This window comes from Candidatus Wallbacteria bacterium, assembly GCA_028687545.1.
GTDB lineage: Bacteria > Muiribacteriota > JAQTZZ01 > JAQTZZ01 > JAQTZZ01 > JAQTZZ01.
In genome coordinates this window covers 51,218-73,416 of record JAQTZZ010000017.1, presented here as the reverse complement: position 1 = coordinate 73,416, position 22,199 = coordinate 51,218, and the positions used below count along the sequence as shown (strand labels likewise).

The following is a 22,199-nucleotide window of genomic DNA, read 5'->3' as shown; positions in this document are numbered from 1 at the left end:
TTCTGAATTTTTTTATCGGATCCGGCTGGACCGCAGAGCAGAACTTCAGCAGGCTTGAGCCGTGAAAGCTCTGCCTCCAGCTTCTCATAGCTCAGCGGGAACTGGGTGCAAAAGAAATCGGCAGTAGAGATGTCGCAGTAGGCAATCGCCAGATTCCCATTTCCAGAGCAGATGCTGAGCATGAAATTGTGCTTCTTCTCTTCAAGCAGGTTCTCTTCCAGCAGCGTGCCGGGCGTGATCGTGCGGATCACCTCGCGCTTCACGATGCCCTTCGCCTTGCGCGGGTCTTCCATCTGATCGCAGACCGTCACTGAGAAGCCTTTCCTGATCAGGCGTGAAAGGTAAGTTTCCACAGCATGATAAGGCACTCCGGCCATGGGTATCTTATTCTTCCTGTCGCGTGAGGTGAGAGTCAGATCAAGTTCCCGTGAGGCAGTAACAGCATCCTCGAAAAAAGTCTCATAAAAATCTCCCAGCCGGAAAAAAAGCAGGGTATTCGGATACTGTTCCTTGATCCGCTGATATTGTCCCATCATGGGTGTCAAAGAATCGGTTTGGGTTGCTTCCATGGAACTATAATAAACGATAAACCTCCTCTTTTCCGGTTGCCGGTATTTTTTTTAAAAAAAACAGCTCTCTCTTTTTCGTTTTGTGATACGATAAATGCCACAAAGTGCAACATTCCTGATCATGAACTGGTTCCAATGGAGGCACTTCGAGGCAGGAGTTCAGGCAGTGCCGCACGAGCCTCTGATTTTAAGGCATGAGTGTCAATGAAAATAAAAATCAACCATGAGCTATTCCATTCCTCCAGGACGGGGAATTCCGCCATCATCAGGGAGATCGAAAAGTTCCTGCAGAATAGAGATCTTCTGATCGAACAGATCACAGTCGGACCGGATACCTATTTTCAACTTGAACTGGTCGATTTTGAAAAGGCCGGGGAAAAGACAGTCGAAATCACAGCCATCACACCGGTCAAGTTCTGCCTGTCAATGGCCACAGACGCCATAGACTATATAAACAAACTGATTCTTGCACTCAACAAAACCAAGGAATTTTTCAGAACTGAAAGTCCGGACGAGGGTTCCCAGATCCTTTTTTCATCAATCCCGGGTCTGGAATGGATCAATAACGTGATCATCAAGATAGAGCCTGTGCTCGGCCTGGACTATAACAAACTGGAAGTGAACAGCGAGAAAGTCACTGATTACTTTCTGAAGTACAGCGGCAAATTGAATCAGATCGTGGAAGCTTTTGAAGAGAAAGATTATTTCCTGACAGCTGACTTGCTGGAATACGAATTGATACCTGCCCTGCTTGTCTGGAAGGATTTTTTCATCAGAGTGATTACCCATAATAATGCCGGCTGAATCCTGAATTCCAGTTAAGACAAATTGCATTATCTGCAAATAATATGTAGAATTTTTTCATGGCAGTTATCAAGCGGCGCCTGATTTTGTTATGCATGATAATCCTCGGTTTTCTCGGGGCTGTTTTCTTCATCACAGCCTGCGGTGGTGGAGGTGGTGGTGGTGGAGGGGGCACCGGCCAGGTTGTTTCAAATACGGTTCCCATTTTTTCCGTCTCCAATCCGGTCGGCTCAGGTGGGGGAACATCTACTCTGCCGGACAATTCCACTCTCCAGGCATCAGCAGGGCTCTTCAAGAGTGAGACACAGGTCCTGATCAGCAAATTCAGCGCACCCACTACTCCAGCCGACGACTTCACAAACGCCTCAGGCTCCTGCTGGCAGATCAGCATCCCGGCAAACACGCTGGATACCCAGACTGATAAATTTCTGACCCTGACTCCTGCCGGAAATCTCCAGGCTCCGGTTGAAGCTCCGGTAGCCGGCACTGGAGTCAACCGTTACACACTGGACAATGGCTCCCTGGTCGAGCGGTATTACAGTCCTACAGGGAACTTCAAGATCGACGGAGAAACGCTCGCCAGATTTGCTGGTGCTGATTTCAAGATCGAGCTGATCAGGGAGAACGGGGAAGCCGCCTATCGTCCTACAGCAGGCCTATACAGGATTTCCGGGAAAAACGGGCCTTTCCCATTAGCCGCTGTGAGCGGGAATCAGAAAACCCCGCTGGTCCTGATCTGCGGCTTGTCAGGGAACCAGGACAATCCCGCTTCAGCCTATTATCAACAGTTCCAGGCGTTCATCAATTCCTTTTACGAGGATCCGGGATTAAGCAGCGGATTCGAACTTTATTCTTATGGATACGACCCATCGCATACTCTTGCTGAAATAGCCGGGGAAACCGCAGGTGATTTTTCACTGCGCTCTGAAATTGCGCGGGTTTTTTCGAATAATCAGAAAATTGTTCTGCTCGGCTATTCAACCGGAGGGTTGATCGCCCATGATTATATCCAGAAATGCGCAGGAACTGAACGAGTGCTCTGCTTTATCGCACTCGGGGTGCCGTTCCATGGAGTTCCAGCCCTGCAATGGGTATCGACCGGACATCCGGTTACTGTTTCCTCGCTCTGCACGGCTGCAGGCCTCTGTCCGGAAACAGCCTATGATTTTTTTGACGACACGGAAAGCGCTGACCAGACAGTCCAGAAACTGCTGGTCAGCTCGAATCCAGCCGCACTCAGGAACAATGCCTTATTTGAACTGAACAGAAGTCTCCACGACCTGCCGCTCTATCAATGCATCGCAAGCGCTACGGATTACTCCGGAATCTCCCTTGCACCCCAGACGGACTTGCAGAAGTCAGCAGCTCTCCAAACCGGCGACGGCATTGTCCCCCTGGAAAGCGCGCTGCTTAAGACATTCGCCTCCGGCACTTACGGCGACAGCGTATCAGACACCAAAGTATTCTCAGGTATCTCCCACGGTTCACTCCCCTCAAACGCTGATGTAATCAGTCACCTAAAGGTTCAGCTCGGCAAAATGCAGGGATCCGGAACCACGGTTCATTATCTGACTTCCTTTGTTTCGGACAGAACAGGATTTAACGACATCTTCATCATGCAGAGCGGCAGCAGCTCGTTCGCCAACATTACAAACGACGATTATTATGACACTGCCCCGGCCTTCAACAAGTCGGGCAACAGGATCGCCTATCATTCGCACAGCGAAATCTACACCATGAATGTCAACGGGAGCGACAAACGCCAGCTCACAGACAATACTACAGCAGACTGGGATCCGGCCTGGACTCCTGACGGCAGGATCGTCTTCGCTTCCACCAGAACCGGACACTGGGAAATCTACATCATGAACGGCGACGGTTCGAACCCGACCCGGCTTACCAACTCCTCGAACTGGGTGGAAAACCGCATGCCTGCCGTCAATCACAATGGATCCAAAATTGCCTTTGCCACCAACCGCGACAGCAGCAACTACGAAATCTATGAGATGAACATCGACGGCACAGGACTCAAACGGCTCACCAATGATCCCAGCTACGACTCCTGTCCGGAATATTCCCCCCCTGACGACCAGTACATTGTCTATTCCAGCAACAGAGGCACCCTCAATGCCATCAACATCTGGAAAATGAAAACCGATGGCTCTCTGCCGGAAATGCTCACTCCTGCCACAAATTATTTCTGCCAGGACCCCACCTGGACTCCGGACGGCCAGTATATCACTTACAGCTCCAATCAGTCAGGCAATTACGACATCTATTTAATGGAACCCAACGGCACTGGAACCATCCGCCTCACTGACGGTTCTGGCAATAATTTTCATCCCACAGTTGGCGGCGCCAGCGTCCATAATCTGACTGTCAGCATTTTACCCCCTGGAGCGGTAGCGGCAGGGGCGAAATGGAGCATTGACGCCGGAGCTTCCTGGATTGCGAGCGGATACAGCGCGATGGTGAGCGAGAACTTCACTTATGAAATTACCTTCAATACAGTCGGCGGCTACAGCCCGCCAGCCAATATCAGCGGCACCATGCTCACCACAGACAAGACCCTGACCGCCGCTTATCAGGACTGGGTGCTGGTGACTTCTTCAGCCGCTTTTTCAGCAAGATACAGCCATCACAGCCTGGTTTTCGACAGCAAAATGTGGGTGATCGGAGGTTACGGAGGAGTCGGAAGGAAGAATGATGTCTGGTCCTCAACCAGCGGCAGCACGTGGGATCAGGCCACTGCTGCGGCAGCGTTCCCGGCAAGGGATTCCTATGCCGGCTTAGTTTACGACAACAAGCTGTGGGTAATCGGCGGCTTTGGCGGGGGGACAAACTGGTACAACGATGTCTGGTCTTCCGCCGATGGAACCACCTGGACCCAGGCTACTGCTGCAGCGGAATTCACACCGCGCTATGGACATACCGGCCTGGTCTACAACGGGAAATTGTGGGTGATCGGCGGCTGTTACAATACAGGTGCTTATAAAAACGATGTCTGGTCTTCGACTGATGGCGTGAACTGGGTTCAGGCTACTGCCAATGCTGGTTTTTCAGCCAGATTTCACCATGTCAGCCTGGTTTATGACGGCAAAATGTGGGTGATCGGCGGTTGTTACAATACAGGTGCTTATAAAAACGATGTCTGGTCTTCGACTGATGGCGTGAACTGGGTTCAGGCTACGGCCAATGCAGCCTTTTCCGCCAGATGGGGCCTTACCGGCCTGGTCTTCAACAACAAGATGTGGGTGATTGGCGGCGATGACGGTGCTTATAAAAACGATGTCTGGAATTCAGCAGATGGTGTGACCTGGGCTCTGGACAATTCAGCCGCCATTTTTTCAGCCAGAGTGTTTCATTCCAGCCTGACTTACAACAGCAGGATGTGGGTGATCGGCGGCAATGACGGGTTATTTAAAAATGACGTCTGGTATTCGGTGATGACCGCAGACAAGACCCCGGTGGACATTGCACTACCCACTACCGAAACCCGTCTCATCACTACTACTTATCAGCTTCCTTCCACAGTTGAAGTTCAATACAGCGACGGAAGCCTCATAGCCAGGAATCCGGTCTGGACGGTCAGTTCCGGTCAGGGCAGCGTTGACGGGTATGTCTATACTCCTTCAGGTTACGGCTACGTCGCTGAACTTTCCGCATCCTACACGGACGCAACAGTTACAGTTCAACGCAAACTGATCCTGAATGTCCCGCCGATGGGAGCTGAATGGGTGCTGGCCAGGACCAATGCGGACTGGAATCCGAGATGGGGTCAGTCAAGCCAGTTGTTTAAGGGAAATCTCTGGGTGCTGGGCGGCTGCGACAATTCCGGCGTCAATAACGATGTCTGGACGTCTGCCGACGGAGTCAACTGGTCTCAGGCCCCGGCTGCAGCCTGGAGTACCAGGAAAAGCTTCAGCAGTCTGGTTTTCAATGGAGAGCTCTGGGTACTGGGCGGCTCAAACTCTACCGGCAATACTCTGACCAACGATGTCTGGCATACAGCGGATGGAACAAACTGGTCACAAAATGCGGATGCAGCCTGGCCTAAGAGATACGGACACGGCAGCCTGGTGTTCAACGGAAAAATCTGGGTGCTGGGCGGAATTACCAAGACAATCACAAATCTGGACTTATATGCGAACGACGTCTGGTATTCGAGCGACGGATTGAACTGGTCTCAGGCCACTGCAGCAGCTTCCTGGAGCGGCAGGGGCGGTTTCCAGAGCCTGGTCTTCGGCGGCAGGATCTGGGTGATCGGAGGGACAGACGGGACCAGCCTGAAAAAAGACGTCTGGTCGTCTGCGGACGGCGTCAACTGGACACAGGCCACTGCTCCCTGGAGCGCCAGATGCTGGCACACCAGTATGGTGTTCGGCAACAAACTCTGGGTCATGGGCGGTTGCGTCAATTATCCTTCAGCCACCAGATTCTTGAAAAACGACGTCTGGAATTCCGCTGACGGAGTAAACTGGACCCAGGTTACTGACAATGCCACCTGGGACCAGAGATGGATCCAGAGCGGGCTGGTTTTTCAAAACAGGATGTGGATCCTGGGCGGCGACAATGGCTCGAGCCTGAAAAACCCGCTGAACGACATCTGGTATTCGATTGCCTACAGCCTGAACACCCCTGTTGATTTGACTCTGCCGGACAGCCGGATCACCCTTATTCCCAATCAAAATTATTCCCTGCCTCAGACCGCTGAAGTTCAATATAATGACGGTTCATTCGCAGAACGCAGCCTCTCCTGGTCCATCGCGGCAGGAGGCGGCCTGTTGAACGGTTATCTCTACACCACTCCTGACCTTGCCGGCACCGTGGAACTGCCCGCTGGGTATACTGAGAACAACGTGACAGTCGGGAGAACACTGGAAATCACGGTCACGCCAGTGGGAGCAAAATGGATTCAGGCCACTGCAGCAGCAGGGTTTTCAACACGCCATTTCCATTCCTCTCTGTATTACAACGGCCAGCAGTGGATAATCGGCGGAATTGCAGGCGGTGTGTATAAGAATGATGTCTGGTCTTCTCCTGATGGAATTAACTGGACTTCTGTGACTGGAGCAGCCTCCTTTTCCGGTCGGAACTGGCATAACAGCGTGGTTTTCCACGACAAAATGTGGGTGGTCGGCGGTTTTGACGGTGCTGCCTATAAAACAGATGTCTGGTATTCAGGCAATGGAAAAGACTGGTATCCGGCCACTGCTTCAGCATTTTCCGCCAGATTCGGACAGAGCTGCCTGGTCTATGACAACAAGTTGTGGGTGATCGGTGGCAATAACGGAGCTGAACTGAACGATGTCTGGAGTTCAAGCGACGGGACAAACTGGAACAGGGTTACTGCTGCAGCCAATTTTCCGGCCAGGCATGCACATATCAATCTGGTCTATGACAATAAAATGTGGGTGATCGGAGGTTACGGAAGCGTTCCGCTGAAAGATGTCTGGTCCTCGACCGACGGGATTACCTGGGTTCAGGTTACAGGCGCAGCGGCTTTTCCTGCCAGATCCAGCTTTTCAGGACTTGTATTTGACAACAAGATGTGGACAATCGGTGGATACTCTGCAAGCGGTGTCTATAAAAATGATGTCTGGTATTCAACTGACGGCCTCAACTGGCTGCCTGCCACTGCAAATGCGGAGTTTTCAGTCCGTTATGGCCATAGATCGTGCATCTGCGGCAATAAAATGTGGGTAGCTGGAGGCTATGACGTTACCAGCAGCTACCATGATGTCTGGTATTCTGTATCCACATCCCAAAACACACCTGTGGATATCAGCCTTCCAACCTCAGAAGTCACCATAGAAGTCAGCTCGACTTATTCCCTGCCGACTACTGCTGAAATCCAGTACAATGACGGCACATTCTTTTCCAGGAGCCTGGACTGGACCTTTTCTTCAGGTCCTGGGGGACTCACCGGGCTTACATACAATCCAGGCGGTTTGAGTGGTACAGCGGAACTGCAGGCAAGTTATACTGAAAACGGCGTGACTGCCAGGCGGACACTGGAAATCAGGGTAGCGCCGGTGGGGGCAGACTGGATCCTGGCCACTGATGCGAACTTCCCAGCCAGATACGCACATACAGGCCTTTTCTTCAACAACAGGATGTGGGTGATCGGCGGTTATAATACTGCTGCTCTGAACGATGTCTGGTCATCACCCGATGGAGTCAGCTGGACCCAGGTCACTCCTTCCGCCTCATTCACAGCCAGATCCAGCCATTCAAGCGTAGTCTTTGACAACAAGATGTGGGTGATTGGCGGTTCCGGGGCAGGCGGAGCTAATAAAAATGATGTCTGGTATTCGAGCGACGGGCTTAACTGGTATCCTGCTACAGCATCTGCAGCATTTTCAATCAGATACGGACTCGAAAGTCTGGTCTATGACAACAAAATATGGGTAATCGGCGGTTATAACGGAGGCGAACTGAAAGATGTCTGGTATTCAAAGGACGGAACCTACTGGTATCAGGCCACTTCGGCTGCCGCATTTCCGGCCAGGCATGCCTTTACCAGCCTGGTCTATAATAACAGGATGTGGGTGTGCGGAGGCTACGGAAGCACCCTGCTGAACGACGTCTGGTCTTCTGCGGATGGAATCACCTGGATTCAGTCGACAGCTGCAGCGGCTTTTACAGCCAGATACAACCAGTCCAATGTTGTGTTTGACAAAAAGATGTGGGTGATTGGAGGCTGTGTCGCAGGCGGCTCCACTAAAAACGATGTCTGGTATTCGAACGACGGCTCTATTTGGACAGAAGTTACTGATAATGCTGATTTTTCAGTCCGCTACGCTCACAGATCGTGCGTCTACGGCAACAGGATATGGGTGAGCGGAGGAAATGGGGCCAGTGTCGTCAAAAAAGACGTCTGGTATACTGCGGCGACCTCGGCCAATACTCCGGTTGATTTAACCCTGTCTGATTATGTGATCAGCCTGGTCACCAGTGAAATCTATTCCCTGCCCACTTCAGCTGAAGTCCAATACAATGACTCTTCTTTTGCAAGCAGGAGCATCTCATGGGCCATCAAATCCGGCGGCGGCAGCCTGAGCACAGACGGCTATACCTATACCTGCCCGGGAACCAATGGCACAGTCGAACTGCAGGCGAGCTTTACTGAAAACAGCGCTACAGCAGCCAAGACGCTGGAAATCCGGGTCAATCCTGTCGGCAAAGACTGGATACTCTCAAACGCTCATGCCGAATTTTCTGCCAGATGGTCGCAATCGAGCATTGTTTTCAAAGACAAGTTATGGGTGATCGGCGGTTACAATACTGTCCCTCTGGCTGAAGTCTGGAGTTCGAGCGACGGCAGGAACTGGAACCAGGCCACTGCACCTGCCTGGAGCGCCAGAGACGGACATTCCTGCCTCGTTTTTCACGACAAATTATGGGTAATGGGAGGGACAAATTCTGCCATTTCAGATTTTCATGATGTCTGGTGCTCAGACGACGGCATAAACTGGACACCTGCCACCTCAGCAGCAGGCTGGAATGCTAGACTCTTCCACACCAGCCTGGTCTATGACAATAAAATGTGGGTGATCGGAGGCGTGCACAGCTCAACTTATTTCAGCGATGTCTGGTATTCCTCAGATGGAGCAAACTGGATTCAGGCTACAGCTAATGCCGGTTTTACCCGCTATCTCAACTCTGCAGCTGTTTTTGACGGTAAAATGTGGGTGATCGGCGGAAGCAATGCCAGTACCAGCTATAACGATGTCTGGTGTTCCACAGACGGGGCTAACTGGACCCAGGTCACTGGAAGCGCCGGATTTGCAGTGCGCTCCCGCCAGACCACACTGGTTTTCGACAACAAGCTCTGGGTGATCGGGGGCGGTGCAGGTTCATATTATAGAGATGTCTGGAATTCGATTGACGGCCTGAACTGGACACAGGTGACAGCAAATGCTGATTTTTCAGCCCGCGGAGCCCATACGTCTGCAGTCTTCAACAATAAAATGTGGGTGATTGCAGGCTCGGACGGTACTGCCAGGAACGATGTCTGGTATTCGGCTGCCATGAAGAACAACACGCCTGTGGACATCAATCTTTCCACTACTGAAATCACGATTGAAGCCAGTTCCACCTATGCTCTGTCTTCAACCGGCGAGATCCAGTACAACAACGGGAATTTCGCTGTTCAGAATCTGAACTGGTCGATTACTGCCGGCAACGGCAGCGTAGAAAGCAATATTTTCCATGCACCAGTCATTGTCGGAACAACTGAACTGACTGCCTCTTATCAGGAAAACGGGGAGGCAGTAAGCAGGAAACTAAAAATCCACCTGATCCCTGAGGGTACGACCTGGGTGCTGGCGAAGGCAAATGCGCCCTGGAGCAAGAGATGGTGCCAATCAAGCCTTCAATTCAATGGTAAAATCTGGGTTCTTGGAGGAACCGACTATACCACAGCTAACAACGAAGTCTGGTCTTCTGCTGACGGAGTCAACTGGACACAATCTGCTGTCCCTGGTTGGAGCCCGCGAAGAAGTTTGACCTGCTTGGTTTTTAAAAACGAACTCTGGGTAATGGGTGGGGGTCCCAACGGAGCTAATCAGACAAACGATGTATGGCATACAACGGACGGGAACAACTGGTTGCAAAATGCGGATGCAGCCTGGTCCAAACGATACGGTCACAGCAGCCTGGTTTTCGATAACAGGATGTGGGTGCTCGGTGGTTCAGACAACACTGGCAACAAGAAAAATGACGTTTGGTATTCGGCGAATGGAACTAGTTGGATTCAGGCTACCTCAGCAGCTCCCTGGAGCATAAGAAATACTTTCCAGTGTCTGGTTTTCGGCGGCAGAATGTGGGCAATTGGCGGTTCCGGTTCCACCTTGGAAAATGATGTATGGTCATCTTCAGACGGTGTTCAATGGACACAGACCGCGGCTCCCTGGAGCGCCAGAACCGGGCACACCTGTCTCGTATTTTCCAACAAACTCTGGATCATGGGTGGTTGCGACAACTTCCCATCCATTCCATATAGTATTAATAATGACATCTGGAATTCAGCAGACGGGATAAACTGGGTAAAAGCAGTAGAGAATGCAACCTGGGATTCAAGATGGGTGCAGAGCGGGGTGGTTTTCCAGAATAGGATGTGGGTCACAGGCGGTGACAATGGTCCAAATCTGCAAACTCCCCTGAACGATGTCTGGCATTCAACCGCCATTGCAAACAACACACCTGTGGACATCAATCTGCAGAATACGCTGATCAGCTTGGTCACGAATGAAACTTACACTCTACCGACGACTGCAGAGATCCAGTTTAATGACGGCAGTTTCAGCAGCGGAAACATCATCTGGTCGAAAAAATCAGGCAACGGCAATTTGAGTTTGGACGGTTACACTTATACAAGCCCTGGAACATACGGCACAGTGGAGCTGCAGGCTGAACATACAGGAAACGGCGTCACTGTCAGCAGGGTGCTGACAGTGCAGGTGATCAATGTCGGAGCTGAATGGGTGCTGGCTGCTCAGACTGCCGAGTTTCCCGGCAGAACCGAGTTTGCCAGTGTCAACTTTGACGGAAAAATGTGGGTGATCGGCGGCAACATTACAGCCACTTATAACAATGACGTCTGGTATACTTCAAACGGCATCAACTGGACCCAGGCCAAAGACCATGCGGATTTTCCGGACAGGACTCAGCACGCTGCAGTTGCCTTTAACGGCAGAATGTGGGTGATCGGCGGCAACATCTCTTCCACTTATGCCAATGACGTGTGGTCTTCCTCGAACGGCGCAGACTGGTATCTGACCAAGGATCATGCGGATTTTCCAGGCAGAACCCAGCACGCTGCCGTCGTTTTCAACGGAAAAATGTGGGTAATCGGCGGCAACATCTCCAATGCCTTCGGAAATGATGTCTGGTCTTCAGCGGATGGCATAAAATGGGATCTGGTGAAGGACCATGCTGATTTCCCTGGCCGCCTGAATCACAAGGTACTTGTCTATGACGGCAAAATGTGGGTGATCGGAGGCAACATCTCCACAGCTTTCAGCAATGACGTCTGGTATTCTACAGACGGCGCGAAATGGTATCCTGCCAAGGATCACGCGGCATTCCCGGACCGTCTGGCGCACACAGGTGCAGTATTCAAAAACAGAATGTGGGTGATCGGAGGCAATGTATCAGTCACTTTCGCCAATGACGTTTGGTATTCCTCGAATGGCGCTGACTGGTTTCTGGCCACAGACCATGCTGAATTTCCCGGCAGGTTTGACAATACTTCGCTCGTCTGGAACGACAAAATGTGGGAGATCGGCGGGAACGTCAATGTTTCATATGCCCGTGACGTCTGGCATTCAGTCGCTTCATCTCCAGTCACGCCTGTGGACATCAGCCTAGCCACCACTGAAGTCACCCTGGAAGTACTTTCTTACTCTCTGACACCCACTGGCGAGGTTCAGAATAATGACGGGACTTTAGCTGCACAGGCTCTTACCTGGAGCATTTCCACAGGCGAAGGCAGCCTGGCAGGATCCACATATAACAGGGGAACGCATGGCGGAACTGTCGAACTCTTGGCAAGCTATACTGAAAACTCAGTAAAAGTCAGCCGCAAGTTTGTACTCCATGTTTCAGACTGGATCAAGGCCGCTGACAATGCGGGATTTACAAAACGATTTGCTCATAAGGGAGTATCGTTCAAGGACAAGATGTGGGTGATCGGTGGTTGGGATTTTACGACTTGCATGAACGATGTCTGGTCATCTGCAGACGGAACAACCTGGGATCAGGAAACTGCTGCCGGCTTTACTGGCCGTTACAATCAGGTTCTCCTCTCATTTCAGGGCAAGCTTTGGATAATCGGCGGATTATGTGCTTCTGGTGCAATTAATGATGTCTACTCTTCCCCTGACGGCAGGACCTGGACTCAGATCACTGGAGCAGCCGGCTTTGCAGCCAGGCAAGGTCATGCAGGACTTGTCTTTGACAATAAGCTGTGGGTGATCGGAGGCAATGACTCCACAAACACCCTCAGGAATGATGTCTGGTATTCAAGCAACGGTAAAGACTGGTTCCAGGCCTCAGGCACCCCTTTCACCCCGGCACGCTGGGGTCACGAGGCATGTGTGTTTGGCGGAAAAATGTGGGTGATCGGTGGATGTATAGACACGGCCGGCACCCCAGGCATCAGTGATGCCTGGTCGTCGAGCGATGGCATAAACTGGGTCAGGGAAACAAACACTGCAGGTTTCGGAACCAGATTCAATGCTTCATGCATTGTATTCAACAGTAAAATATGGATGGTCGATGGAAATATCAACGGCACTTATAAACAAGACATCTGGACTTCGGCAGACGGAACAAGCTGGACTCAAGCCGGAACTTCTACATTTTCAGCCCGTGACTGTCAGGCAGGATTCATATTCAACAACAGGATCTGGCAGATCGCAGGGAGAGACGGCACAGGCGGACATTACGATGTCTGGTACTCAACCGCCACAACGGAGATCACGCCAGTGGACATCGGCCTTCCCACTACTGAAGTCACAATTGAAATCAGTTCCACCTATACTTTACCCTCGACAGGCGAGATCCAATATAATGACGGGACTTTCACAACTTCGAATCTGAACTGGACAAGAACTTCAGGCAGCGGGACTGTGGAGAACATTACCTTCACTGCACCGGATACAGCAGGCACAACTGAACTCACTACATCCTATTTCCTGAACGGTGTGACAGCAAGCAAAAAACTTGTAATCCACATTGCTCCTGAAGGTGCGCAATGGGTGCTGGCCGCTGCTTCTCCAGCGTTCGCTGCGCGGCATTATCAGACCACACTTTTCTACAACAATCAGTATTGGGTGATCGGCGGACAGGTTGCAGGAGTCAGTAAAAATGACGTCTATTCCTCAACAGACGGTGTAACCTGGAGCCAGGTCACAGGCAGTGCAGGATTCACAGCCAGGCACTGGCATACAAGCGTTGTCTTCCACGACATGATGTGGGTGATCGGCGGTTATAACGGCACCAGTGTCAAGACAGATGTCTTTTATTCGAGCAACGGTTCCGACTGGTACCAGGCCACTGCTGCCTTGCCGGGCAGATATGCCCATTCCAGCCTGGTCTATGACAACAAGATGTGGCTGATCGGCGGCTACAATGGCGGCGAGAAGAGGGATGTCTGGTATTCCAGCAATGGAACAAACTGGTACCAGGCTGCAGCCACACCAAACTTTACAGCCAGACATGGCCATATCAGCCTGACCTTTGGCGGCAGGATGTGGGTGATCGGCGGTTACAACGGCACTGCGCCTGTGAACGATGTCTGGTCTTCTACTGACGGCATTACCTGGAATCCAGCTACAGGAACCGGTTTTTCTACGCGTTACGGACATTCAGGCCTTGTCTTCAACAATAATCTCTGGGTGATCGGCGGTTCACACACAGGAGCAGACTATCTGAACGATGTCTGGTATTCGGCAGACGGCAGCAGCTGGTTTTCTGCTATTACCCATGCGGATTTCCCCTCCCGTTTCGGGCATAAAGCCATTTCCGGAGGCGGGAAAATGTGGGTGCTTGCAGGTTATGACACAACCGACCGCAAAGACGTCTGGTACTCTGTCTCCACAGCCGAAGTCACGCCAGTAGACATCAACCTGCCCACCACTGAAGTCACGCTGGAAGTGAATTCGTATTCTCTACCTGCAACAGGCGAAATCCAATACAACGAAGGGACTTTCGCACCCCATGATCTTGCCTGGAGCTTTACCACAGGCGAAGGCAGCCTTGAAGGAACCACCTATACCAGAGGAACGCTCGGCGGCACCGTAGAACTCTCTGCCAGTTATACGGAAAATTCCGTCACAGTCAGTCGCAGATTAGTGCTTCATTTTTCCAACTGGGCGCAGATGGCAAACCCGGCCTGGGGCGGACGCAGCGCTTTCGGTACGCCGGTCCACAGCGGCGAAGTCTGGGTGATAGGCGGAGTTTCATCCGCAGGAAATGATACCTGGCATTCTTCAAATTTGACTGCCTGGACTGCTGGTTCAAACCTGCCCTCTAAAAATGGTGGATTCGGCAGCGTAAGCTTCAAGGGCAGAATCTGGGTGCTGGGCGGAAACAACAGCGGCCAGCTCAACAGTGTCTGGTGTTCGACAGGTGCAGGCTGGACTTCAATGGGCCAGACCACTCCTTTTACCAAGCGCGACAACTATGACTTTGCCCTGGCTTTCAACAACAAGCTCTGGGTGATCGCCGGATACGACGGATCCAGTTTCCTGTCCGATGTCTCCAGCTCTCCGGACGGCCAGGTCTGGACGTCCATGGCGAGCGGAAAATTCCCCGGCAGAGTCGGGCATCAGTGCCTGGTCTACGATGGCAAACTCTGGGTCATGGGAGGCAGGAACAGCGGCGGCAATCTTGGAGACATCTATAATTCGGAAGACGGCATAACCTGGAATACCGTCACACCTGCTGCTCCTTACTGGGGGGCAAGAACCGATTTCACCGCAGCCGTGTTCGACAACAAGATGTGGGTCCTGACTGGTTCAGGAGGATCAGATGTCTGGTATTCCAGCAATGGCGTCAACTGGACCAAATTCGATCCAACCTCTGTCTTCACACAGAGAGCCAGACCAAGTTCCTTTATTCTTAACAACAGGCTGTACATTGCAGGCGGAGATCCGGGTCCGATGAACACCATCTGGGGAACCACTTTCACTGCAGACAACACCCCAGTCGACATCAGCTTGTGGTATACAGACCTGTTTCTCGGGATGAGCCAGGTTTACCTGCTTCCGACCGGTGAGGTCCAGTACAATGATGGATCATTCATCAGCAGGAGCTTCATCTGGTCAGTGGCGAGCGGCAATGCGGTGCTGAATGATGACGGCACATTCACTGCACAGTCGGATCTGGGGCCCTCTATCCTTGTTGCTCGCTATGCGGAAAACGAAGTCACAGTGAGTCGCAAACTGACAGTCAACATCATGAGCGTGCAGCTGAATCAGAATCCAGCTGTCGCTACAGGTATGTCCTGTGCAATGGGCAGCGGTGTCACCTACAGCACAAGTTACGGCAATCACTGGGCAATCCCTGCCGGCAAATACATTGATTTCACTTTCACTGGCCAGCATGATTTTATCTTCACATTATGTGGTGTAATAAGTGGCGGGGTGAACAAGACCTACACTGATATCATCATCAATGGCAACACGAGTCCAATGTATTGGAACAACCATCATGCCGAATCAGATACCTTTATGGATTACACGATTCCAGCCTCGAATTTCACCACAGGATCAAATACGGTCAGAATACAGGAAAATTCCGGTGCCGGTGCAGCCGCCTGGATGAGCATGGTCAGGCTGAGATATTAACGATTAACGAAGAACGGGGTCAGACCTGAACATTGCACATTTCCTGTGTTTTGTGTGTTTCCGGGAGCGCGTCTTGTCAGTCAATTGACATATGTCAATTGACTGGATAATTTTCTTGGCTTGCGTCTACTCCACTATATTGGCATTTGACAATCTGATTGCGCCATAATATGCTTTAACAATGACAGCTAAGGAATTTTATCAGCGCGCTTCAGGATGCAAAAAGGATTTTGTCAAATCCTTCATCGGCTTGTTGAAAAGCCGGAAAATTAGTTTCTGCGTCATCGGCGGACTGGCGGTGAATGCTTATGCCGAACCGGTTGTGAGCCTGGACTTGGATATTGTGATCACTGCTGATGGAATAGAAACACTGCTGGAAGTATTGAAAAAAAAATATGCATTGACTGAATTTGAAAACAGCGTCAATATCTCGGTAAAAGGCTCGGACCTCAGAATCCAGATCCAGACAGATCCAAGGTATCAGAATTTCATTTCCAGAGCCCAAAAAAAGCGTACTCTTGGCTATCTGCTGCCTGTTGCAGACATCAGAGACGTTCTGCAGGGTAAAATCTGGGCAGCTTCGGATGATTCGCGCAGATCGAGCAAAAGGCAGAAGGATCTGGCAGATATTCAGCGTTTGCTTGAAACTGCTCCGGAATTAGAGGAAATGGTACCTGAAAAGCTGCTGAATCGATTGCTCTAAATCGCGTCCCTAAGTCATTCCCATCATTTTTTTTATGATGAAGCTCGCCACCATGTTGCCCTTTGTGCCGCGGCCGAAACCGGCGTCCATCCCGCATTCCCTGGCTGCTTCATCTGTCACCTGAGTGCCGCCAGCGATCAGGAAAACGCGGTCCCTGATGCCGCGCTCAATGCAGAGGTTGTGCAGCTTCTTCATGTTTGAGACATGCACGTCGTTATGGGTGATGATGGTTGAAATCATGATGATACTGGCGCCGGTTTCTATGGCAGCATTGATCATCTTCTCGATCGAGACGGATGTGCCCAGATAATGGCATTCGAATCCGTATTTCTCGATGCCTCCGTGCTTGATGTTCAGGATTTCCTGCATGCCGACCGAATGCTCGTCTTCGCCTACAGTTCCGCCGACAACCTTCAGCTTGCGCTTCTTGGTCTCAGTTTCGATCACAGCGTCTGAGAGCAGTTCGACTTTCTGCGGGATCTTGAGCTTGGTCTTGTCCACAGCGAACGGCACCACCCCCTTGATTTCCAGGTATGTGCCTTCGGCAGGGTGAAGCACCTGCGTATGTATCACCTGAGGGTCCATCAGATTCATTTTTCTGCCGATCTCGAGCGCAGCTTCGCGAGCCACTTCTTCCCGCTCAGGCAGGAAAATGCTGACCGTCACAATTCCATCTCCATGCCATTCCACTTCAGGCTTCAAGAGATTCTTCGCTTCGTCCTCGATCTTTTTTGCAAGCCTCTTCCCTGCATTGTCGTTCTGGTCCAGCTCATCGATATATTTGATTTTATCAGGGTCGCAGAGAGTGCAGCCGCCGATTGCTTTACAGGGATCCTTCTTTTTTGCGGTGTTGTAACCGAAATGGCTGCAGACAGGCGCCAGATAATCTTTGTCACGTTTACAAATAGTATCTGAACTTACCCCTCCGTCGGATTTCCGCACAATCCCGTCTCCGTGCCGCTCAGGGTATTTGCCTGAATCCACGAAAAATCCGGCTTCCACTGTGGCGAAATAGCCGCCCAGTTCGATCATTTCCTCCATGAAGAGCACTGCCCGCTCCTTGAGCTCGCGCACCATGGCTCCCAATGGCCCGTCGAAATCCAGCTTGACCAGTTCACGCAGCCCGTCCAGAGCCACCAGAGTCTGCTTGGCCGTGGTAGTGCCGCGGATATTGTTGTAATGCCAGGGCACGTTCCTTCCCTCGTCGGGTGTGATTGTGGACTGGATGTCAACGCTGGTCAGCCTGGAGATCAGAGTGTCGATCACATGGGTGATAGTGGCTTCTTCCATGTCTGATTCCATGTAGCGGGTGTTCTGCTGGGCACGCATCTTGTATTCGCTGAACAGTTCGCGCAAGGCTACTGCATAAGGCAGGTCATACCACATTTTAGGTGCAGGAGGGGAATTGGGCGGCACAGTGGAAAGCCCGATCTGCCCTTTCGGCATGCCGACAGCTGCCGAATAGGCGCAATTGATGCCGTGCTGGACAAGCAGCTCAGGCATCACGCACCAGGCCTGCTTGGCTGTAGCGTTCGCATTGTGGGCACCGTCGATCTGGAAAATGCCTGCGTCTGCCATCAGTTTTTTGGCGACAGCCGCGTCCACGAAGGAGCGGTACATATTGATGTTCCGGTAAAGCACATTGTATTGAGGGTCCTGATGCGCGCCGTTGACTCCTTCTTCAGCATACATCACCGCGATTTCAGGACCTGCGATGCCTGAGACATAGGAATGGAAATTGATGTTGCGGCCGACCTCGTCTTCTATCATGTCCAGCGCTTTGCGGGTTGCCCTGACCTGTTTCCGGGTAATCGGCACTCCTCCCACGCCTTCGGGACTGCCTTCGATCAGTCCGTCAAAATGGGACTGGCCGAGAGTTCGGATCACCATCAGATGGTCTGCTCCATGCCAGGCAGCCATCCGCATTCTCCTGATATCGTCCTCGAAACGTCCTGAAGCGATCTCAGTGGTGATCACGCAGTCAGGCTGCGGGTCGATTCCTTCAAAATGCTTGGCAGCAGGAAGAGGGATGGAATTTTTGAGCGGCTCTGAGCACTCGTGGAATACGAATCTGTGCATTTTAAGGCCTGGTTTCTTCTTCCTCCAGGTCCAGCCTTTGCGTCTCGGCCTGTATTGATCGAGATCCTTGAGGATTTCCGGGATATTCAGCTTTTCGTCTTTTTTAAGCATTGGGAGCCTCCTCTGCAAAGAGTCCGGAAAGATCAGCACCTTTGATGATCGCCTGGCCTGCTTCTTCGATCCCGGTCTTCTGCTGCTGTGAAAGCTTCAGTACCACATGCCCGGCCCCTTTGCCAAGCAATCCGGCTTCCCTGACTTTATCTACAATTATCCTGGCATCCAGGGAAGAAAAGCCCATTCTCAGGATAACTGAGCGTTCGATTGAAGGCGAAGTATGAGTTTCAGCGAGTTCGACAAGCGGTTCCACCAGCTTATCAGCCAGCTCCCAGAATCTGGCCTTGAGCTGCTCGTCAGTCATTTTTGCAAGGTGTTTGCGTCTTTTCTCGAAATCGTCTTTGCGTTCCATGAATCCCCCAAAATGGATATTGGGGATTATTATATCAGATTTTCCAGCGCTTCGGTTTCGCTGGGGTAAATGGGTATGAACCTGTTGATCTTAGTGATTTCGAATACTTTTCTGATCTGCGGGTTTGGTCTGTAAACCACAAGTCTGCCGCCGTTTTTCTTGAGATCAACGAACAATTTCTTGATCGTGCCCATGCCGATACTGTTGATATAGGTAACTCCAGCTAAATCCAGGGCGACTTTAATTTTTTCTTCAGAACAGACTTTGTCGAAATATCCGAGCACCATTTCATCATTGAAATAATCAAGCTCACCGTCCAGGCTGATTACTGTCACAGGTCCGTGCTCACCATTATCTATTGATCTTGAACTGATTACCATCTACAACCTTCTCCGCAGAATTCGCTTATAAATTAATTATAGCCATAAAACAGAGAAAGTGAAGTGCTAATATTCAGCGTTGATTCTCGACTTTGTCAAATGACGAGAAACGACCCCGTTCCCACATTCCTTCCACACTGTTGGGATCTTGATTCTTGAGTTCATTTAGAATATAATAGAATTAAAATGAATGCATAGAGGTTTTTTATGCCCAAAACAGTTACTCTGAGACTGGAAGACGATATTTACAAACTATTTCTGGATGCCTCCAGGATAGAAAACCGCAGTATCGCCAATCTGATCACTACTTTTGCCCTGCATCAGGTTGAAGAATTCTTTTTTACCGATGAATTTGAGACCGAGGAAATTCTTACCAACCATAAACTTCTCAAGAGGTTGAACCAGGGAAGGCAGGATGCTGCTCTAAGAAAGGGAAGCTTTGTTGAGTGATTTCAGGATCTTTGAAACAGAAACATTCAGAAAAGACCTCAAGCATCTTTTTAAAGGAAGAGGTCAGTTTCTGGAAAAACTTGCGGATTCAGTATATCCCCAATTGAAATTGAATCCATACTTCGGCAGAAACATCAAGAAGATCAAATCCCTGAGCCCTGAGACCTGGCGTTACCGGATCGGAGATTACAGGTTTTTCTTCTCAATCGACGATCAGGAACGGATTATTTTCATGCTGACAGCAGTAAAAAGAGAGAAATGTTACTAAAATGTGCCGGGCAGATTGATCCTTGATTTTGTCAAATGACGAGACGCGACCCCTAATCTCCTAATCTCCGACTAATCTCAAGTTCAGTATTGACATCATGCTATATCACGATATAATAATATCAGAATATCACGATATGGAGATATCATGGGAAACACCACCATCAGGCTGCCTGACGACAAATTGAGAATGCTGCGGGCGATTTCCGGATACGAAAACAGGCCGATGAGCCGCATTGTCGAGGAGCTTCTGGACGATTACCTTGAACGTCACAAGGAAACACAGGAAATAATTTCCTGCAAGACCAGTATGGAATCGATCAGGCGCGGACTTGAGGATGAAAAGTCCGGGAAAATGGCCTCACTCAAAAAGGCAAAAAAAATCCTGCATGTGGAAGATTGAACTGAGCCGGGAATCCCTTAAACAGCTTCAAAAAACACCCGTTCAAAGGGTCAGGCAGATCATTAAATCCCTGCAGGATTCATCGGCATCTGATAATCCTTATTTTCATAAGCAGGTGAAACACCTGACCGGAGATCTGGCCGGCCTCAGCAGATTAAGGGTAGGATCGTACAGGGTGATATTGCGATTCGTCAAAGACCGGCAAACAATCAATGTGATTTCCATTCTGCCGCGCGGAAACGCATATTGAATCAAGTGCAAAAGCAAGCCTGAAGCCTTAGTGGCCCGCCACAAGCTCCTCCGGGATTAATCAAATTATGTGTTGATCACCAATGATGGCCGCATAATAAAGCGGCAGAAAGGTCAGTTTCTGTTTGGATAGTTCTTTATAAGGACCACTATAGAGGACCAATCCCTGCGGACAATACGGATATTTTTCCAGCATGAGATGAAGGCTTTTCAGACTGCCTCCAGTTCCTGACTTGACTTCTACAGGGTAAATCTTCCCTTCGCGGACTGCCAGATAATCAATTTCTGCGTTGCTGTTTTTTGCTTCTCGTGACCAATAGAATAAATCCGGTCCATGCCACGCCATCAATTCCTGGGCGACGAACTGCTCGGCAAGTTTGCCCTGATAAATTGCCAGCAGATTTTCCTGTGCAATCTCCAGATCGACAGTGACCTGGCAGAGCCGTTGCAAAATTCCAATATCCAGCAGGCTGGCTTTGAACTTTTTTTCACTCGCTGAAGCACCGAGAGGCAAACCGGATGGGTTGCAGGCCGGAATTTTATGAATCAGTTTCGCTTTGGTCAATAATTCAAAAGCTTTTCGATTGGTTGGCCCGCTGTGACCATCGTTCAAACGGGTATATTTAATCTGTTCGCCGACTGCCAATGCCACATGCAGGAATACGGCGTCAAGGCAGGACGGGTCGATCTGCGGCTTGTATTTGGAAAAATCATCCCGAAAAGAATCAAGGATTTCAGATTGAACCCGGAACACTTCCAGTAAAGAGTTGCTGTCGCGGTATGTTTTGACACACTCCGGCATCCCGCCGACAAAAAAGTATTTTTTTAATTCGCCGAGGATCATCTGCTGAATCGCAGATGATATCTGTAATGGCGGCTTAAGAGTCTGCTCTGCCATTGCTTCCTTTCCCAGCGCTAAAAGGTATTCGTAGAAAGTCATCGGATACATCTGCAGATACTGGACCCTGCCCACAGGGATGGGAACTTCAGAAAAGGCAAATCCCAGCAGCGAGCCTGCAGCAACAACATGCAGTTCAGGCATCTGCTCGTAGAAATAACGCAAAGCCATAATTGCCCTGGGGCAGGCCTGAATTTCATCAAAAAACAAAAGAGTCCTGCCTGGGATGATCCGTCCACCGGACAGCTCCAAAGCCTGGATAATTTTCCCAGGGTCAAGGTTGCCTTCAAAATGGACATGCAGGTCATGCCGCTTTTCCAGATCGATTTTCACGTAGTTTTCAAACTGCTCAGCCAAAGCATTCTCAACCAGCCAGGTTTTCCCGACCTGACGGCCTCCTCTGATTATCAGAGGTTTACGGCGACTGGAATTCTTCCAATCTGCAATCTGTTTTTCAGCTAATCGCTTCATTTACATTCCCTGCTTTTAGTTTTCCAGCCATGATTTTATCATTTCATTTTAGATAGTCAAGTCTATTTTCGTCTTTTTAATTTAGTTTTCCAAGCATCAAGTT

12 protein-coding genes are annotated in these 22,199 nt (G+C 50.5%); 7 read left to right on the top strand and 5 right to left on the bottom strand.

Features of this window, described 5'->3' with window-relative positions; translation table 11 throughout:
* On the bottom strand, window positions 1-569 hold a 569-nt coding region (locus PHW04_09195), incomplete at its 3' end, for a DNA mismatch repair protein MutS (protein ID MDD2716056.1).
* Between the two features lie 204 nt (window positions 570-773).
* On the opposite strand from PHW04_09195, the gene PHW04_09190 reads away from it, so the two are divergent.
* The 3 genes from PHW04_09190 (at window position 774) to PHW04_09180 (ending at window position 16,433) form a co-directional block, all read left to right on the top strand.
* Entirely contained in the window at window positions 774-1,373 is a 600-nt protein-coding gene (locus tag PHW04_09190; GenBank protein MDD2716055.1) for a hypothetical protein, read from the top strand.
* Between the two features lie 59 nt (window positions 1,374-1,432).
* On the top strand, window positions 1,433-15,730 hold the full coding sequence (locus tag PHW04_09185; protein ID MDD2716054.1) for a DUF5050 domain-containing protein: 14,298 nt from the start codon (window positions 1,433-1,435) through the stop codon (window positions 15,728-15,730).
* Window positions 15,731-15,911: 181 nt separating this feature from the next.
* Window positions 15,912-16,433, top strand: coding sequence for a hypothetical protein (locus PHW04_09180; protein ID MDD2716053.1), 522 nt, complete (start codon window positions 15,912-15,914; stop codon window positions 16,431-16,433).
* A 9-nt stretch (window positions 16,434-16,442) separates the two neighbouring features.
* Here the strand turns inward: PHW04_09180 and oraE are convergent, their stop codons facing one another.
* Genes oraE through PHW04_09165 form a run of 3 tightly spaced genes read right to left on the bottom strand, consistent with a single transcriptional unit; the run spans window position 16,443 to window position 19,358 of the window.
* On the bottom strand, window positions 16,443-18,623 hold the full coding sequence (gene oraE, locus PHW04_09175; protein MDD2716052.1) for a D-ornithine 4,5-aminomutase subunit OraE: 2,181 nt from the start codon (window positions 18,621-18,623) through the stop codon (window positions 16,443-16,445).
* Window positions 18,616-18,978: an ornithine aminomutase subunit alpha gene (locus PHW04_09170; protein MDD2716051.1), complete on the bottom strand. Its 363-nt coding sequence runs from the start codon at window positions 18,976-18,978 to the stop codon at window positions 18,616-18,618. The genes oraE and PHW04_09170 overlap by 8 nt, the downstream gene beginning before the upstream one ends.
* Window positions 18,979-19,007: 29 nt before the next feature.
* Window positions 19,008-19,358: an STAS domain-containing protein gene (locus PHW04_09165; protein ID MDD2716050.1), complete on the bottom strand. Its 351-nt coding sequence runs from the start codon at window positions 19,356-19,358 to the stop codon at window positions 19,008-19,010.
* A gap of 207 nt (window positions 19,359-19,565) precedes the next feature.
* Here PHW04_09165 and PHW04_09160 point away from each other — a divergent pair, with 207 nt between their 5' ends.
* The 4 genes from PHW04_09160 to PHW04_09145 all read left to right on the top strand — a co-directional run bounded on the left by PHW04_09160 (window position 19,566) and on the right by PHW04_09145 (window position 20,728).
* Window positions 19,566-19,808 carry a CopG family transcriptional regulator gene (locus PHW04_09160; GenBank protein MDD2716049.1) on the top strand — a complete coding sequence of 81 codons (243 nt, stop codon included), beginning with the start codon at window positions 19,566-19,568 and terminating at the stop codon, window positions 19,806-19,808.
* Window positions 19,801-20,076, top strand: a complete 276-nt coding sequence (locus PHW04_09155) for a type II toxin-antitoxin system RelE/ParE family toxin (protein MDD2716048.1) — start codon at window positions 19,801-19,803, stop codon at window positions 20,074-20,076. The genes PHW04_09160 and PHW04_09155 overlap by 8 nt, the downstream gene beginning before the upstream one ends.
* A gap of 147 nt (window positions 20,077-20,223) precedes the next feature.
* The gene (locus tag PHW04_09150; GenBank protein MDD2716047.1) at window positions 20,224-20,478 is read left to right on the top strand and encodes a hypothetical protein; all 255 of its coding nucleotides are present in this window, start codon (window positions 20,224-20,226) and stop codon (window positions 20,476-20,478) included.
* Window positions 20,465-20,728 carry a type II toxin-antitoxin system RelE/ParE family toxin gene (locus PHW04_09145; protein MDD2716046.1) on the top strand — a complete coding sequence of 88 codons (264 nt, stop codon included), beginning with the start codon at window positions 20,465-20,467 and terminating at the stop codon, window positions 20,726-20,728. The genes PHW04_09150 and PHW04_09145 overlap by 14 nt, the downstream gene beginning before the upstream one ends.
* A 60-nt stretch (window positions 20,729-20,788) precedes the next feature.
* Here the strand turns inward: PHW04_09145 and PHW04_09140 are convergent, their stop codons facing one another.
* Entirely contained in the window at window positions 20,789-22,096 is a 1,308-nt protein-coding gene (locus PHW04_09140; GenBank protein MDD2716045.1) for an AAA family ATPase, read from the bottom strand.
* Window positions 22,097-22,199: the final 103 nt, after the last annotated feature.